The sequence below is a fragment of the Salegentibacter chungangensis genome, assembly GCF_042678405.1.
GTDB lineage: Bacteria > Bacteroidota > Bacteroidia > Flavobacteriales > Flavobacteriaceae > Salegentibacter_A > Salegentibacter_A chungangensis.
The window spans coordinates 1061942-1076121 of sequence record NZ_JBHTLI010000001.1 but is presented as its reverse complement, the minus strand read 5'-3'; the positions used below and the strand labels follow the sequence as shown (position 1 = coordinate 1076121).

Genomic DNA, 14180 nt, shown 5'->3' with positions numbered 1-14180 from the left:
AGCCTAATATTTTAAAAAACAGCTGAAGCTATTTTCTGAATATTGGTACTTTTCCCCATAGAATAATAGTGCAAAACCGGCACTCCCCGGGCCACCAGCTCCCTGCTCTGCTGAATGCACCATTCAACACCCACCTGTCTCACTTCCTTGTTATCCTTACATTTTTCAACCTCTTTTATAAGACAATCGGGCATATCTACGTGAAACCGATGCGGGATCACACTTAACTGCCTCTTGGTTGCGATTGGTTTTAAACCGGGTATGATAGGAACTGTTATTCCGCTTTCACGACATTTTTCCACGAATTCAAAGAAACGCTCGTTATCAAAGAACATCTGGGTCACTACATATTCAGCTCCCGCCTCGATCTTCTCTTTAAGCCTTTGTATATCCTTATCGAGACTCGGAGCTTCCATATGCTTCTCGGGATAACCGGCAACCCCCACACAGAAATCGGTATTATGCCCTTTTTCGATCACCTCATCCAGGTAATTCCCTTTATTCATCTCTCTTATCTGGGTTACCAGGTCACTGGCATAACAGTTCCCGTCAGGTTCAGGTTTAAAATATATCTCACTCTTTACGGCATCACCGCGAAGCGCCATCACATTCTTGATCCCAAGAAAATCAATATCTATAAGAAAGTTCTCGGTATCCTCTTTAGAAAATCCGCCACAAAGGATGTGAGGTACTGCATCTACACCATACCTGCTCTGAATTGCCGCACAGATCCCAACGGTACCCGGCCTTTTTCTTACGATCTTCTTTTCCAAAAGACCATTATCCCTTTCAGAATACACATACTCCTCCCGGTGGTAAGTCACATCTATAAACGGCGGATCAAATTCCATCAAGGGATCTATGCTTTGATAAATAGATTGGATATTATGCCCTTTTAAAGGCGGTAAAATTTCGAAGGAAAAAAGGCTTTTTCCTTCTGCTGCTTTTATGTGTTCGGTAATTTTCATCAATTTAAATTCTTTTCGGTTAAATTCTGAATCCAAATCAGAATGAGAATCATTAATCGGCTATGTTCGGGGTCAGCCATTTTTCGGCTTTCTTAAATGAAATTCCTTTTCTTTCTGCAAAGTCCTTTACCTGGTCCTGCTTTATCTTACCCAGCCCAAAATAGCGGGCTTCGGGATTGGCGAAATAATAACCGCTCACGCTGGCAGCCGGCCACATTGCCAGGCTTTCGGTAAGCTTCACCCCGATATGCTCCTCCACTTTCAACAGCTCCCAGATGCTGAGTTTTTCCAGGTGATCGGGACAGGCCGGATAACCCGGAGCGGGCCGGATCCCCTTATAGGCTTCCCTGATCAGATCTTCATTGCTGAGTTTTTCCTCGGGTGCGTAGCCCCAGTATTTCGTCCTTATTTCTTTATGCAGGTATTCGGCAAAGGCCTCGGCAAGCCGGTCGGCCAGAGCTTTGATCATAATCGAATTATAGTCATCGTGATCTTTCTCAAACTGAGCCGCCAGCTCTTGGGTTCCAAACCCGGTGCTCACGCAGAAACAACCGATATAATCCCGGATCCCGCTTTCCTTAGGTGCGATAAAATCGGCAAGGGCGAAATTGGGCTTTTCCCGGTGCTTTTTCAGCTGCTGCCTGAGCGTCCTGAAAACAATTCCCTTTTCACCAGAGTCCGGTGAATTATAAACTTCAATATCATCGTGATTCACAGAATTTGCTTCAAAAAGACCAAAAACAGCCTTTGCTTTCAGCAGTTTCTCATCAAAGATTCTTTTCAGGAGAACCTTCGCATCATTAAAAAGGTTTTGTGCCTGCTCCCCCACTTTTTTATCATTCAGGATATCAGGATAACGGCCGTGCAGGTCCCAGCTTCTGAAAAAAGGACTCCAGTCTATATAATCTTCAAGGATTCTCAGGTCAAAATCCTCTATCAGCTTTATTCCAAGTTGATTCGGTTTAGGGATAGGGCTATGCTGCCAATCGATCTGAAATTTGTTTTTCCTTGCCTCTTCAAGGCTCAGAAATGATTTGATCTTACTCCGTTTCTTAAAATTCTGCCTGAATTTATCATATTCGGCCTTCAGGTCCTGTTTGTACTTTTCACGGGTGCTTTCCTTCAAAAGCTCACCTACAATGGTCACGGCCCTTGAAGCATCATTCACATGTGCGACGGCCTGATGATACTGCGGATCTATTTTCACGGCGGTATGCGCCTTAGAGGTGGTTGCGCCCCCTATAAGCAAGGGCACTTCAAACTCCTGCCGCTCCATCTCCCTGGCCAGAAACACCATCTCATCCAGAGAAGGGGTAATAAGTCCGCTCAGGCCAATGGCATCAACATTCTCTGCTTTGGCGGTTTCTATGATCTTTTCAGGCGGAACCATCACTCCAAGATCTATGATCTCGTAATTATTGCATCCCAAAACAACGCTCACAATATTTTTACCAATATCGTGCACATCACCCTTCACGGTCGCCATCAAAACCTTTCCTGCCGACTGTCTTTTGTTAGCCTTATCGGCTTCGATATAAGGTAAAAGGTAAGCCACTGCTTTCTTCATAACCCTGGCCGATTTCACCACCTGAGGCAGGAACATCTTTCCGCTTCCGAAGAGATCTCCAACCACATTCATTCCAATCATCAAGGGGCCTTCAATAACATCCAGGGGCCTTTCTGTCTCCTGTCTTGCCTGTTCCACATCATCTATGATATAAGCATCAATACCCTTCACCAGGGCGTGGGTGATCCTGTCCTGCAAAGGCTTTTCCCTCCAGGAAAGATCGGTCTTATTCTCCCTTTTTTTACCTACCACATTTTCGGCGAAGGCCAAAAGCCTCTCGGTTCCATCGGCTCTTCGGTCCAGGATAACATCTTCTACGTGCTCCAGCAGATCTTTCGGGATCTCATCATACACTTCAAGCAGGGCGGGATTCACAATTCCCATATTCATCCCGGCTTTTATAGCGTGATATAGAAATACCGAATGCATAGCCTCCCGAACAGGATTGTTTCCGCGGAAAGAAAAGGAAACATTGCTTACCCCTCCACTGATACTGCAGTGGGGAAGGTTCTCACGAACCCACCGGGTACCTTCAATAAAATCGATGGCATTTCTTCGGTGTTCTTCCATTCCCGTACCCACTGGAAAAATATTCAGGTCAAAAATGATATCCTCGGGCGGAAAACTCACTTTCTGAGTAAGCAGCTCATAAGAACGTTTGGCAATCTCGATTCGGCGTTCATAATTATCGGCCTGCCCTATCTCGTCAAAAGCCATTACAATTACGGCTGCTCCATAGCGCCTGATCTTTTTGGCACGCCAGATGAACTCTTCCTCACCTTCCTTGAGGCTTATGGAATTCACCACACATTTACCCTGCACCACCTGAAGCCCGGCTTCTATAATTTCCCATTTGGAACTGTCTATCATAATCGGAACCCTGGCGATATCGGGTTCGGCCACCAAAAGATTCAGAAACCTGAGCATTGCCTCCCGGCCTTCTATCAGGCCATCGTCCATATTAATATCTATGATCTGGGCCCCGCCTTCCACCTGATCGCGTGCCACTTCCAGGGCTTCATCATATCTTTCTTCTTTGATCAGTCTCAGGAATTTTCTGGAACCGGCCACATTGGTACGTTCCCCGACGTTTATAAAATTGCTCTCCGGAGTGATCACAAGAGGCTCCAGCCCCGATAATTTTAAAGGTCGTATCTCACTCATCATCTAAACTCTTTGTGTTTGAAATCTCTTTTTAAAAGGGCGCGGTGAATAGTCCTTTGCTATTTCGGCAATGGCTTTAATATGTTCGGGAGTGGTACCGCAACAGCCTCCCAGGATGTTCACAAGACCTTTCTCAAGGTATTCCCTGATCTGTTCAGCCATTTGTTCTGCAGACTGTTCATATTCTCCAAAGGCATTGGGAAGTCCGGCATTGGGATGGGCAGAAATCCCGAACTCGGTATTGCGGTCCAGGGCTTCAAGGTGAGGGGTAAGCTGCTTTGCACCCAAAGCGCAATTGAATCCAATGCTCAACAGCGGAATATGAGAAACAGAGATCAGGAAAGCTTCAGCGGTTTGTCCCGAAAGTGTCCTCCCGGAAGCATCCGTTATGGTCCCGCTCACCATCACGGGTATATCCAGGTTCTTTTCCTCTTTCAGCTCGTCTATGGCAAAAAGCGCGGCCTTGGCATTAAGCGTGTCAAAAACCGTTTCCACTAAAAGAATGTCAACCCCACCTGCCACTAAGGCTTCAGCCTGGTCTTTATATGCCTTTTTCAATTCAGAAAACGAAATAGCCCTGAAGCCCGGATCATTAACATCTGGCGACATACTGGCTGTCTTATTGGTAGGACCCATTGCCCCGGCTACAAATCTGGGTTTTTCAGGATTCGCCTCGCTAAGTTCTGTTGCCACCTTCTTTGCGATATAAGCCGACTCGTAATTAAGCTCATAGATAAGGTGCTCCATCTGATAATCGGCCATAGCAATGGCTGTACCGGAGAAAGTATTGGTTTCCACAATATCTGCCCCGGCCTCAAAATATTTTCGGTGTATCTCGGCAATGGCTTCGGGCTGCGTAAGGGAAAGCAGGTCGTTATTTCCTTTTACGGAAACAGGCCAGTCAGCAAAACGGTTTCCGCGGAAATCCTCTTCAGAAAAATTATATTCCTGAAGCATAGTGCCCATTGCACCATCGAGTATTAATATTTTTTGTGAGAGTTGTTCTTCTAATTTTGACATCTTATTGAATTATAAGATCGTATCAAAAAAGAAGACGGAAGGAATTCTTTGAGTTATCTGTCCACAATTATTGTGTGGTAGAACGTAGCACCTTCTCCCATTACAGGAGGGTTGCTAAGGCTTCAAAGGGTCTAATCCCTCTGCCTTTCTTGATAACGATTTTTATTAAAAAATGAACTTGTACAGCAAATTAAGGCTATACTTCAGCCAATTCCAAGGAATTTAAATCAAAATTAACCTATACCACGGTTTCTCCGTTCAGAGTGATCCCGTACGAGATTTCGGCTGCTTTTTCCAGCATTTTTGAAACAGAACAGTATTTCTCCATAGAAAGCTCCACGGCTCTTTTGACCTTTGCCGCCGGCAGGTCTCCTTTCAAAATGAAATTCAAATGAATTTTGGTAAAAACATTAGGAATAGCACCTTCTTCACGGAAGCCTTCTACCTCAACGCGAAGGTCGTCCAGCTCGTGATGCTGTTTTTTGAGGATCATCACCACATCTATACTGCTGCAGCCTGCAATTCCGCGTAAAATAAGGTCCATCGGGCTGGAGCCCTTTGGTTCTTCTTCAGATTTATTATCTAACAGAACTATATTCCCGCGTTCGTTCTTAGTTTCAAAAAGGTAATTATCGTTGATTCGTTTTAAACTTACTTTCATCTTTGAAGAAATATTAATTTCAACAAAGTTAGGAAAATTAACCACCCCGGCCTACGGCCACCCCTCCTTAAAAAGGAGGGGAAAATATTCGAAGATCACTATCACCTCAAAAAGAGAAAGTCCTTCAATGTTAAACACCTGAAGGACTTTAGTTATTAAGCCTAGAAAATTTTTCCTCTTTTTATTTGATAAAACCGACTCCGGCAGTTGTATTGGTTTGAGTGTCTACCAAAATAAATCTTCCGTTGGCTTTATTATCCTCAAAATTATCGGCGAAGATCGGTTTGCTTAATTTTATGGAGACCTTCCCTATCTCGTTCAATTTTAACGAAGAAGCTTCTTTAACTCCTCCAAAATTTGTTTGGATATGACCTTCTACCTTATTGATCTTGGCGAGTATTCCATTGGTATGATGTTGTAGAACATATTTGGTTCCCGCTATTAGCTCTTTATTATCCATCCAGCACACGGTAGCGTTAAGGAGTTTCGTTTGCTGCGGTTCTTCCCCGGTCTTCACCAGCATATCACCTCTTGCCACATTTATATCGTCGGCAAGGCTTATGGTAACCGAACTTCCCGCAGGTGCTTCTTCAAATTTCTGATCAAAAAAGTATATTTCCTTAATGCTTGAAGTGGTCAAAGATGGCAATACGGTCACCTCATCACCAACTTTAAGACTACTACCGCTAATTTTACCGGCATAACCCCTGAAATCGTGATATTCATCTGTTTTGGGGCGGATTACTGTTTGAACCGAAAATCTTGCCTGGCTCTCCTCTCTAAAGTCTTCGGCTTTGATGTTCCCTAGATGTTCCAGCACCGTATCCCCTTCATACCAGGCCATAGCGGTAGATCTTTCTGCTATATTCTCCCCCCAAAGGGCACTAACCGGAATAAAAGTAATCTTCTGGTCTTTAAATTCGCTATTGTTACGTAACTCCTGAAAATCGGCAACGATCTCATTGAACACCTCTTCAGAATAATTAACCAGGTCCATCTTATTCACCGCTACAATTACTTCTTTAACCCGAAGCAGGTTGTTGATAAAAAAGTGTCTGTAAGTCTGTTCGATAACTCCCTTTCTCGCGTCGATTAGAATAATTGAAGCTTCTGAAGTTGAAGCCCCGGTTACCATATTCCTGGTGTACTCAACGTGTCCCGGAGTATCGGCAATAATGTAGCTTTTCTTCTTTGTGGAAAAATAGATATGAGCCACATCTATGGTTATTCCCTGTTCCCTTTCGGCAACAAGGCCATCGGTAGCGAGAGAAAAATCCAGGTAATCGTAACCTTTCTTTCTACTGCTCTTTTCAATGGCTTCCAGTTTATCTGAAGTAAGTGATCTTGTATCGTAAAGCAGTCTCCCAATAAGGGTACTTTTACCATCATCTACACTTCCCGCTGTTGCTATTTTTAAAACTTCCATTCTTTCTTTTTCTCAATTAGAAATATCCCTGCTGCTTTCTTGTTTCCATTGCAGCTTCAGATCTTTTATCGTCTATTCTTGCGCCACGTTCAGAAATTGAAGACTCCCTGATCTCCTGCACTATCTTTTGGATAGTATCAGCCTCAGATTCTACTGCAGCCGTACAGGTCATATCCCCTACTGTCCTGAAACGAACTTTTTTGACCTGGGTAGTTTCATGTTCCTCGCGGTAAACATATTCTGAAGCCGTCCAGAGCATCCCGTCTCTTTCAAAGACTTCCCTTTCGTGTGAATAGTAGATCGAAGGAATTTCTATTCCTTCCCTTTCAATATAGCTCCATACGTCAAGCTCAGTCCAGTTTGAAATAGGGAACACTCTTACATTCTGACCAATTTCGATCCTTCCGTTCAGCATATCAAAAACTTCCGGCCGTTGATTCTTTTCATCCCATTCCCCAAAATCATTTCTTACTGAAAATATCCTTTCCTTAGCACGGGCCTTTTCTTCATCGCGCCGGGCACCGCCTATGCAGGCATCGAACTTGAACTCTTCGATAGCGTCTAAGAGCGTATTGGTCTGGAGGGAGTTTCTGCTTGAATATTTTCCTTTTTCCTCGATGGCCTTTCCATTGTCAATATCGTCCTGCACATTTCGAACAATTAGCTGAAGCCCTAATTCTTCTACCAGTGTATCTCTGAATTTGATGGTTTCAGGAAAATTATGACCGGTATCAATATGCAATAATGGGAAAGGAATCTTTGCCGGAAAAAAGGCCTTTTGAGCCAGTCTTACTAAAGTGATCGAATCCTTACCTCCGGAAAAAAGCAGGACAGGGTTTTCGAACTGAGCCGCCACTTCCCTGAAGATATATACGGCCTCACTTTCCAGGCTGTTCTGGTCTAAAATTCGTGTCATTTACTATTCTTTTATGCGTGCAGACCACATTCACGGTTGTCCAGCACCTTTGTTGGATCAAAATATTTAAATTCGTTAGGCAGGTTGTGTTCACACATATAAACATCCAGTTCCTTATCACAAAAATGATAGAAAGGACTTACCTTCAAAAGCCCGTCTTTGCTATAGCTTAGAATATCTATACTGTCCCTGAAAGAGGTCTGACCTTTTCTAAGATTCGTAAACCACAAGTCAGGCTGCTGTTCTTTCATTGCTCTCTGGAAAGGCTCCAGTTTAACCTGTTTGGTAAACTCTTCGTGCAGCGAACTATCAACCTGCGGAATGCCTCCAAAAATTGCATCTCTGTAGGCAGCCGTTTTTTTTGGGGAATAATACTGCACATTAAGCTGCAGCAATTCTATAACTTCTTTTGCGTGCTTATAGGTTTGCGGAGTATTATAACCGGTATCACACCAAACCACCTTCATTGCAGGTTCTACCTTTGAACAAACAGACAAAATAGCCGCCTCGTAGGGTCTGAAATTTGTCGTAACAACAGCATTCTTTGAATTTTCTACGGCCCAAAGCACTATTTCTTCAGGGGGCAGACCTTTGAACCTTCTGTTCAGCTGGTCCAGCTCTTGTTGATTAAACTTTTCCATAACTATTCCTTTCCAAAATTTATCATATTCCAAAGCCTTTCGTGGCCAAAATAAAGGATCATCTTGGTCACCAGTTCTATAGAACCTATAGCCATTGCCGTAGCCATCTCTCCTGTCAATAACCAGGAGATCCCAATGGTGTCGGCCGTTCCCACAATGCGCCAACTAATTGTTTTAGCAATACTCCTGAGAGGATTCTCTGAAGTTCTGTCTTTTTTGAAGTCGCTTTTTGTTCTGGAGTGATCTAACAGCATAAGCTTATTTTCACCTATAATTCCATTAACCTATAGATTTAGTAGGTTAATAGCACAAAAATAAACTGACTTCCCGAAGTTGCCAAGAAAAACAAGATTTAATTCTCATTTTTATCTGCTTCCCGGAATTCTTCTCCTATATCTGATTTTGAAATTTCGTGAGATCGGCCAGGGTATTCTCGCCCAAAACTTTCAAAGTACAATCCCGAACCTGTATCATTAATTTGTGTACAGAACAGGTTTTTTCATCGGGACAATCTGCACAGGTTTCATAATAATTAATGCTTACACAAGGTACCATAGCAATAGGTCCTTCCAGCACCCTTATCACCGAAGTCATCTTAATATCTTCAGGCTCCTTAATTAAATAATATCCGCCTCCCTTTCCTTTCTTAGAACCCAGGAGTCCCGATTTTCTTAAACTAAGCAGTATACTCTCCAAAAACTTCTGACTTATGTTCTCGCTTTTTGCGATCTCTGAAGTTTGCACAGGCTGTCTCCCCGGTTGCCGGGCAATGAAGGTAAGTGCCTTGATTCCGTATTTCGTTTTCTTTGAAAGCATACAGCGAATATACTTAATAAATAATTTTCTCAAATGCTTCCAAGTATTCTGCTGCCGGCCGGCCTGTTTTATAGCTTAAGCTTATTTAGAATTCAAAGCTTGCTTAAGATCCTCTATTATATCTTCAACATGTTCCAGACCTACGGAGATCCTGATTAAGCCCGGCTTTATTCCTGCCTCCAGCCGCTCTTCCTCACTCAGCTTACTATGCGTGGTTGAGGCCGGATGAGTTACTATACTCCTGGTATCACCAAGATTTGCGCTTCTGGAACATAATTTCACGGTATCAATAAATTTTCTTCCGGCCACCAGCCCGCCCCTAATCTCAAAAGACACAATATTCCCTCCCAATTTCATCTGCTTCTTCGCAATAGAATACGCGGGATGTGATTCCAGAAAAGGATACTTTACATTCCCGGCCTTCTCCTCATTCTCCAGGAACCTGGCTACCTTCAGGGCGTTCTCGCAATGCTTTTCCAGTCTTACCGGAAGGGTTTCAAGGCTTTTACTGAGTATCCAGGCATTAAACGGGGACAGGGCGGGACCGGTATTTCTGGAAAACAGATAGATCTCCCTGACCAGCTCCTCCTTTCCTACCGTTACTCCCCCAAGCACCCTGCCCTGCCCGTCTATAAGTTTAGTAGCCGAATGTATCACAAGATCGGCACCAAATTCTATGGGGTTCTGAAGCACCGGTGTTGCAAAACAATTATCGATTATAAGGATAAGATTGTGTTTCCTGGCAATGTTACCCAGTTTTTCGAGATCCAGAACATCTACTCCCGGATTGGTAGGGGACTCTGCAAAAAGAATTTTGGTCTCCGGCCTTATCAGGCTTTCGATCTTATCGGTCTCGTTAACCCCAAAATAGGAATGTGAAATATTCCATTTAGGCAGGTATTTGGTGAACAGACTATGTGTGGACCCAAAAACCGACCTGGAAGACACGAAATGATCTCCGCTGTTGAGAAGGGCCGCGAATGTAGAGAACACAGCAGACATACCGGTTGCAAAGGCATAACCGGCTTCCGCTCCTTCCATTTTCACGATCTTCTCTATAAATTCTGAAGTATTAGGATTGGTAAACCTGCTGTAAATATTCCTGTCCTTTTCTTCCGAAAAAGAAGCCCTCATATCTTCGGCATCTTCAAAAATGTAACTGGAAGTAAGGTATAATGGCACCGAATGCTCCAAATGTTGCGAGCGTTCAATTTGCGTCCTGACGGCTGTGGTCTCTATATTCATTGGTCTTTACTTTTAAAGGTTAATTCAGTCTTTCAGATAATTTCAAAACATCGGTAACAAGCCCTCTGGCCGTCACGGCAGCTCCTGCACCGGCTCCTCTTATCACTAGTGGATACTCATTGTAGGAATCGGTATAGATCTCGATCACATTATCTGCACCCCGCAATTGCCCCAGTGGAGAATCTTCGGGTGTAGAAACAAGCCTGGTTTCCAGGTGCGCATCCTCAACCGACAACTCGCCGATATACCTAAGCACGGAATTCTTATTTTGTGTCTTTTTATGGTTTTGAAAGATCTCATCCAGTTCAGGAATTCTTCTCCTGAACTCTTCTTCGGAAGTATTTTCGCCGAGATTTTCCGGTATAAGAGACTGAATATCGACTTCCGAAAACTCCTTTTGTAACCGAAGTTCTCTTGCCAGGATCAGTAATTTTCTACCTACATCTTTTCCGGAAAGATCCTCACGGGCGTCAGGTTCCGTAAACCCAAATTCTCCGGCCTCCTTCAATACCTCCGAAAAACTTTTATCGCTTTCTGAAAACCTGTTGAAAATAAAGCTCAGGGATCCGGAAAAAACACCCCGCACCCTGTTCACCTTTTCTCCCGAAAGATGAAGGTTCCGAAGGGTCTCGAGCACCGGGAGACCAGCTCCCACATTGGTCTCATACAAAAAGTGTTTATTATTGCTCTTAAGCTCCTTTCTGAGTTCCGCATAAAATTCTGCGGAGAGGGAGTTTGCTATCTTATTGGCGGCCACAAGATGAAATCCGCTTCTCACCAGTTCAATATAATTTTCTACAAATTCGCTGCTGGCAGTGGCATCGATGGCTATTAAATTTTGAAAACCTTTTTCAGAGACGAATTTCAGGATACTCCCAATATTGTAGTCCTGTGCTTTTTCCCGGAATTCCTCACGCCAGTCTGCCGGCAGGTCTTCTTTAGTAAACAATACCTTTTCAGATCCAGCTATTACAGGAATACTAAGAAGAATTCCTTCGGCTTTCCAGGCTTCCCTGGCCTCCAGAAGCTGATCTAAGAGAGTTGCACCTACGTTACCTATTCCAAACAAGATGAGATTTATCTTTTTCATTTTTAAGAGGCTTTATATTAAAGATGGGTTTCAAAAATTTCCTAAGCTGAGCGCTTTCTATAAGAAAGGCATCGTGCCCGTGAATGGACCTGATCTCACTTATCGTGATATTGCTCTTTACAAGCGAAAGGTTTAGATAGGTATCCCAGTTATCCTCGGCCAGAAAGAACCAATCGGAATCTACAGTGACCAGATGAATATTCCCTTCGATCCTTCTTGCCGCTTCCAGGTAATTTCCACTTCCGTTACTAATATCTATTGTAGTGAGCAGATGATTCATCAGCTTATAAGAAGCAAGCCGGAACCGGTCATCGAGCTGATCGCCGTGATATTTCAGCCAGCCTTCCACCTTATAAGAAGCACTTCCGTGTTCTTTTTCACGATTGAACTTTTTAGCCAGGGATTGGGGCGTCCGGTAAAAGGTCATCGCGTGCATCCTCGCATCTTTCACCGGTTCTTTACTGTTATTAAGAATTTGTTCCTGTACCCTGCAGTTGGCCAGCACCCAGTCGGTAGCTTTAAAATCGGTAGCGATCGGGATGATGTTTTCAGCAAGGTTGGGTTCCAAGGCAGCCAGTTCCCAGGCAAGCGCGCCCCCAATACTCCCGCCAATCACTGCGAAAAGTCTTTCTATTTTCAACTGCTGAAGAGCAAGAGCCTGGATCCTTGCCATATCCCTAAGGCTGAATTCTCTGTAATTATGAATAAGATGACCGGGCTTTCCGTTAAAGCCGTTCCCGGGTATATTGAACGCCAGCACCGAAAATTTATCGGTATCGATGGTTTTTTCTGAACCAATGATCTTATTCCACCAGCCCAGCTTCCCTGTGACCTGAGAATTCCCGGTGAGGGCGTGGTTTACCAGCACTATGGGTGCCTCGGTGAGCTTCTTTCCAAAGACCTGAAAACTCAGGTGAATATCCTGAACGCTGCCGGCCTGATTCTTAAAATTCGGTATACAAATTTCCTTAAGCATCTGTTTATTTCTTTTATCTGAAAGGCGGAAAGGGAAAAGTCTGGAAGCACCGGTCTTTCCCCCGGCCTTTCTATCAACAACTAACATTAAACAAGTGCTTTTTTTCTGATCTTACTCAGGGCTTCCTTAAGATCGGCCTTCAGGTCATCCACATCCTCCAGTCCTACTGAAAGTCTTATCAGGTCCTGAGTAACCCCCGTTGAAGCCTGGGCTTTTTCATCCAGTTGCTGATGGGTGGTACTCGCAGGATGGATGATAAGGGATTTGGTATCGCCAATATTGGCCAGAAGAGAGAAGACTTTGGTCTCATCGGCAACCACCTTCGCAGATTCATATCCTCCTTCTACTCCAAAGGTTACAATACCGCTCTGCCCCTCGGGCAGGTATTTTTGGGCCAGTTTATAGAATTTATTGTCTTCAAGCCCGGGGTAGTTCACCCATTTGACTTCTTCCTGCTGCTGCAGCCATTTTGCAAGCTCCAGGGCATTCTCACTGTGTTGCCTGATCCTCAGCTTTAAAGTTTCAAGTCCCTGAAGGATCTGAAATGCATTGAAGGGGCTCAGCGCTGCACCGTGATCGCGAAGACCTTCAATTCTCACCTTTGCAATAAAGGCCGCCTCCTCAAGCGCTTCGTGATAAACAAGCCCGTGATAACCAGGTGAGGGTTCGGTAAATTCAGGGAACTTCCCGTTGGCCCAGTCAAATTTTCCGGCATCTATGATCACTCCCCCAAGGGCAGTTCCATTCCCGTTTATGTATTTGGTAAGGGAATGGATCACGATATCTGCCCCATATTCTATCGGATTGAGGAGATATGGTGTAGCCACCGTATTATCAACAATAAAGGGAACTTTAAAAGCTTTGGCTTCCGCAGAGATCGCTTCAAGATCCAGAACATCGAGTTTTGGATTCCCCAGGGATTCCACAAAAAAAGCCCGGGTGTTTTCCTTTGCTGCTTTTTTAAAATTCTCTGGATTTGAGGGATCCACAAAGGTGGTAGTGATCCCCAGCCTTGGCAGGGTAACACTAAGCAAATTGTAAGTGCCTCCGTAAAGACTGTTGGAAGCCACAATATGATCTCCCGCCTTAAGCAGGCTAAGCAGGGCCGTATTGGTGGCAGCGGTTCCTGAAGCGGTGACCACGGCAGCGATCCCTCCTTCAAGAGCAGCAAGGCGCTGTTCAAGAATATCGTTTGTTGGGTTATTGATACGGGTGTAAATAAAACCGGGCTCAGCCAGGGAAAACAGATCGGCGGCGTGATCGGCATTATTAAACACATAAGAAGTAGATTGATAGATAGGCACCGCTCTGGTTCCTCCGTTAGCGGTTACATCATGTCCTGCATGCAGGGCGTTGGTTGCGAATTTTTGAGTACTCATAATTGAAATATTTTAAAATTTGTTTTTCGTTTTTCTGAAATAAAAAAGCCCCCTTAGTAGCTATTACCAAGGGGACTTCGAATTGAACTCTAAACAAACTTTGTTCTAAATCCGCAAATTCCGGCAATAGCATCGCATGTGCTGCATACACATACACATCATAGCGCACATCATCATTTTTTGTATTGCCTTAAAGAGTTTCATTTTGATAATTGATTTAATTCTTCTTTTTCAATCTTATATTTTTTCCTGTAACAAGCAGGTGTATTTTCTTTTCTGAACAAAAAAAGCCGCTGCGGTTGGCAGCGGCT

13 protein-coding genes and 1 riboswitch are annotated in these 14180 nt (G+C 44.0%); all 13 genes read right to left on the bottom strand.

Going from position 1 to position 14180, the window contains the following annotated elements; genetic code table 11:
- Positions 1–11 precede the first annotated feature (11 nt).
- Positions 12–968 (bottom strand): methylenetetrahydrofolate reductase [NAD(P)H], encoded by a 957-nt coding sequence (gene metF / locus ACFQ3Q_RS04820; protein WP_380743475.1) that lies wholly within the window; start codon positions 966–968, stop codon positions 12–14.
- A 52-nt stretch (positions 969–1020) separates the two neighbouring features.
- Positions 1021–3699, bottom strand: a complete 2679-nt coding sequence (gene metH, locus ACFQ3Q_RS04815; protein WP_380743473.1) for a methionine synthase — start codon at positions 3697–3699, stop codon at positions 1021–1023.
- 3 nt (positions 3700–3702) lie between these two features.
- Entirely contained in the window at positions 3703–4719 is a 1017-nt protein-coding gene (locus tag ACFQ3Q_RS04810; protein WP_380743472.1) for a homocysteine S-methyltransferase family protein, read from the bottom strand.
- A 50-nt stretch (positions 4720–4769) separates the two neighbouring features.
- A riboswitch (SAM riboswitch) is annotated at positions 4770–4878 on the bottom strand.
- 79 nt (positions 4879–4957) lie between these two features.
- Positions 4958–5380, bottom strand: coding sequence for an OsmC family protein (locus tag ACFQ3Q_RS04805; protein WP_380743470.1), 423 nt, complete (start codon positions 5378–5380; stop codon positions 4958–4960).
- Positions 5381–5561: 181 nt separating this feature from the next.
- Positions 5562–6806, bottom strand: coding sequence for a sulfate adenylyltransferase subunit 1 (locus ACFQ3Q_RS04800; RefSeq protein ID WP_380743468.1), 1245 nt, complete (start codon positions 6804–6806; stop codon positions 5562–5564).
- 16 nt (positions 6807–6822) lie between these two features.
- On the bottom strand, positions 6823–7722 hold the full coding sequence (cysD, locus tag ACFQ3Q_RS04795; RefSeq protein WP_380743466.1) for a sulfate adenylyltransferase subunit CysD: 900 nt from the start codon (positions 7720–7722) through the stop codon (positions 6823–6825).
- 11 nt (positions 7723–7733) lie between these two features.
- Positions 7734–8363, bottom strand: coding sequence for a phosphoadenosine phosphosulfate reductase domain-containing protein (locus ACFQ3Q_RS04790; protein ID WP_380743464.1), 630 nt, complete (start codon positions 8361–8363; stop codon positions 7734–7736).
- A 2-nt stretch (positions 8364–8365) separates the two neighbouring features.
- Positions 8366–8617: a DUF2061 domain-containing protein gene (locus tag ACFQ3Q_RS04785; protein ID WP_380743462.1), complete on the bottom strand. Its 252-nt coding sequence runs from the start codon at positions 8615–8617 to the stop codon at positions 8366–8368.
- A gap of 136 nt (positions 8618–8753) precedes the next feature.
- Positions 8754–9179, bottom strand: a complete 426-nt coding sequence (locus ACFQ3Q_RS04780) for an RrF2 family transcriptional regulator (RefSeq protein WP_380743460.1) — start codon at positions 9177–9179, stop codon at positions 8754–8756.
- 81 nt (positions 9180–9260) lie between these two features.
- The gene (locus ACFQ3Q_RS04775; protein ID WP_380743458.1) at positions 9261–10424 is read right to left on the bottom strand and encodes a trans-sulfuration enzyme family protein; all 1164 of its coding nucleotides are present in this window, start codon (positions 10422–10424) and stop codon (positions 9261–9263) included.
- A gap of 19 nt (positions 10425–10443) precedes the next feature.
- The gene (locus ACFQ3Q_RS04770; RefSeq protein WP_380743456.1) at positions 10444–11514 is read right to left on the bottom strand and encodes an aspartate kinase; all 1071 of its coding nucleotides are present in this window, start codon (positions 11512–11514) and stop codon (positions 10444–10446) included.
- Positions 11477–12577 (bottom strand): alpha/beta fold hydrolase, encoded by a 1101-nt coding sequence (locus ACFQ3Q_RS04765; RefSeq protein WP_380743455.1) that lies wholly within the window; start codon positions 12575–12577, stop codon positions 11477–11479. The genes ACFQ3Q_RS04770 and ACFQ3Q_RS04765 overlap by 38 nt, the downstream gene beginning before the upstream one ends.
- Positions 12577–13869 (bottom strand): O-acetylhomoserine aminocarboxypropyltransferase/cysteine synthase family protein, encoded by a 1293-nt coding sequence (locus tag ACFQ3Q_RS04760; protein WP_380743453.1) that lies wholly within the window; start codon positions 13867–13869, stop codon positions 12577–12579. The genes ACFQ3Q_RS04765 and ACFQ3Q_RS04760 overlap by 1 nt, the downstream gene beginning before the upstream one ends.
- Positions 13870–14180: the final 311 nt, after the last annotated feature.

Coding starts and splice junctions, on each gene's coding strand:
- ACFQ3Q_RS04790 (WP_380743464.1), bottom strand. CDS start 8,363: ATGGAAAAGTTTAATCAACAAGAGCTGGACCAGCTGAACAGAAGGTTC.
- ACFQ3Q_RS04770 (WP_380743456.1), bottom strand. CDS start 11,514: ATGAAAAAGATAAATCTCATCTTGTTTGGAATAGGTAACGTAGGTGCA.
- ACFQ3Q_RS04775 (WP_380743458.1), bottom strand. CDS start 10,424: ATGAATATAGAGACCACAGCCGTCAGGACGCAAATTGAACGCTCGCAA.
- ACFQ3Q_RS04800 (WP_380743468.1), bottom strand. CDS start 6,806: ATGGAAGTTTTAAAAATAGCAACAGCGGGAAGTGTAGATGATGGTAAA.
- metF (WP_380743475.1), bottom strand. CDS start 968: ATGAAAATTACCGAACACATAAAAGCAGCAGAAGGAAAAAGCCTTTTT.
- ACFQ3Q_RS04785 (WP_380743462.1), bottom strand. CDS start 8,617: ATGCTGTTAGATCACTCCAGAACAAAAAGCGACTTCAAAAAAGACAGA.
- ACFQ3Q_RS04810 (WP_380743472.1), bottom strand. CDS start 4,719: ATGTCAAAATTAGAAGAACAACTCTCACAAAAAATATTAATACTCGAT.
- ACFQ3Q_RS04780 (WP_380743460.1), bottom strand. CDS start 9,179: ATGCTTTCAAAGAAAACGAAATACGGAATCAAGGCACTTACCTTCATT.
- ACFQ3Q_RS04760 (WP_380743453.1), bottom strand. CDS start 13,869: ATGAGTACTCAAAAATTCGCAACCAACGCCCTGCATGCAGGACATGAT.
- metH (WP_380743473.1), bottom strand. CDS start 3,699: ATGAGTGAGATACGACCTTTAAAATTATCGGGGCTGGAGCCTCTTGTG.
- ACFQ3Q_RS04765 (WP_380743455.1), bottom strand. CDS start 12,577: ATGTTAGTTGTTGATAGAAAGGCCGGGGGAAAGACCGGTGCTTCCAGA.
- ACFQ3Q_RS04805 (WP_380743470.1), bottom strand. CDS start 5,380: ATGAAAGTAAGTTTAAAACGAATCAACGATAATTACCTTTTTGAAACT.
- cysD (WP_380743466.1), bottom strand. CDS start 7,722: ATGACACGAATTTTAGACCAGAACAGCCTGGAAAGTGAGGCCGTATAT.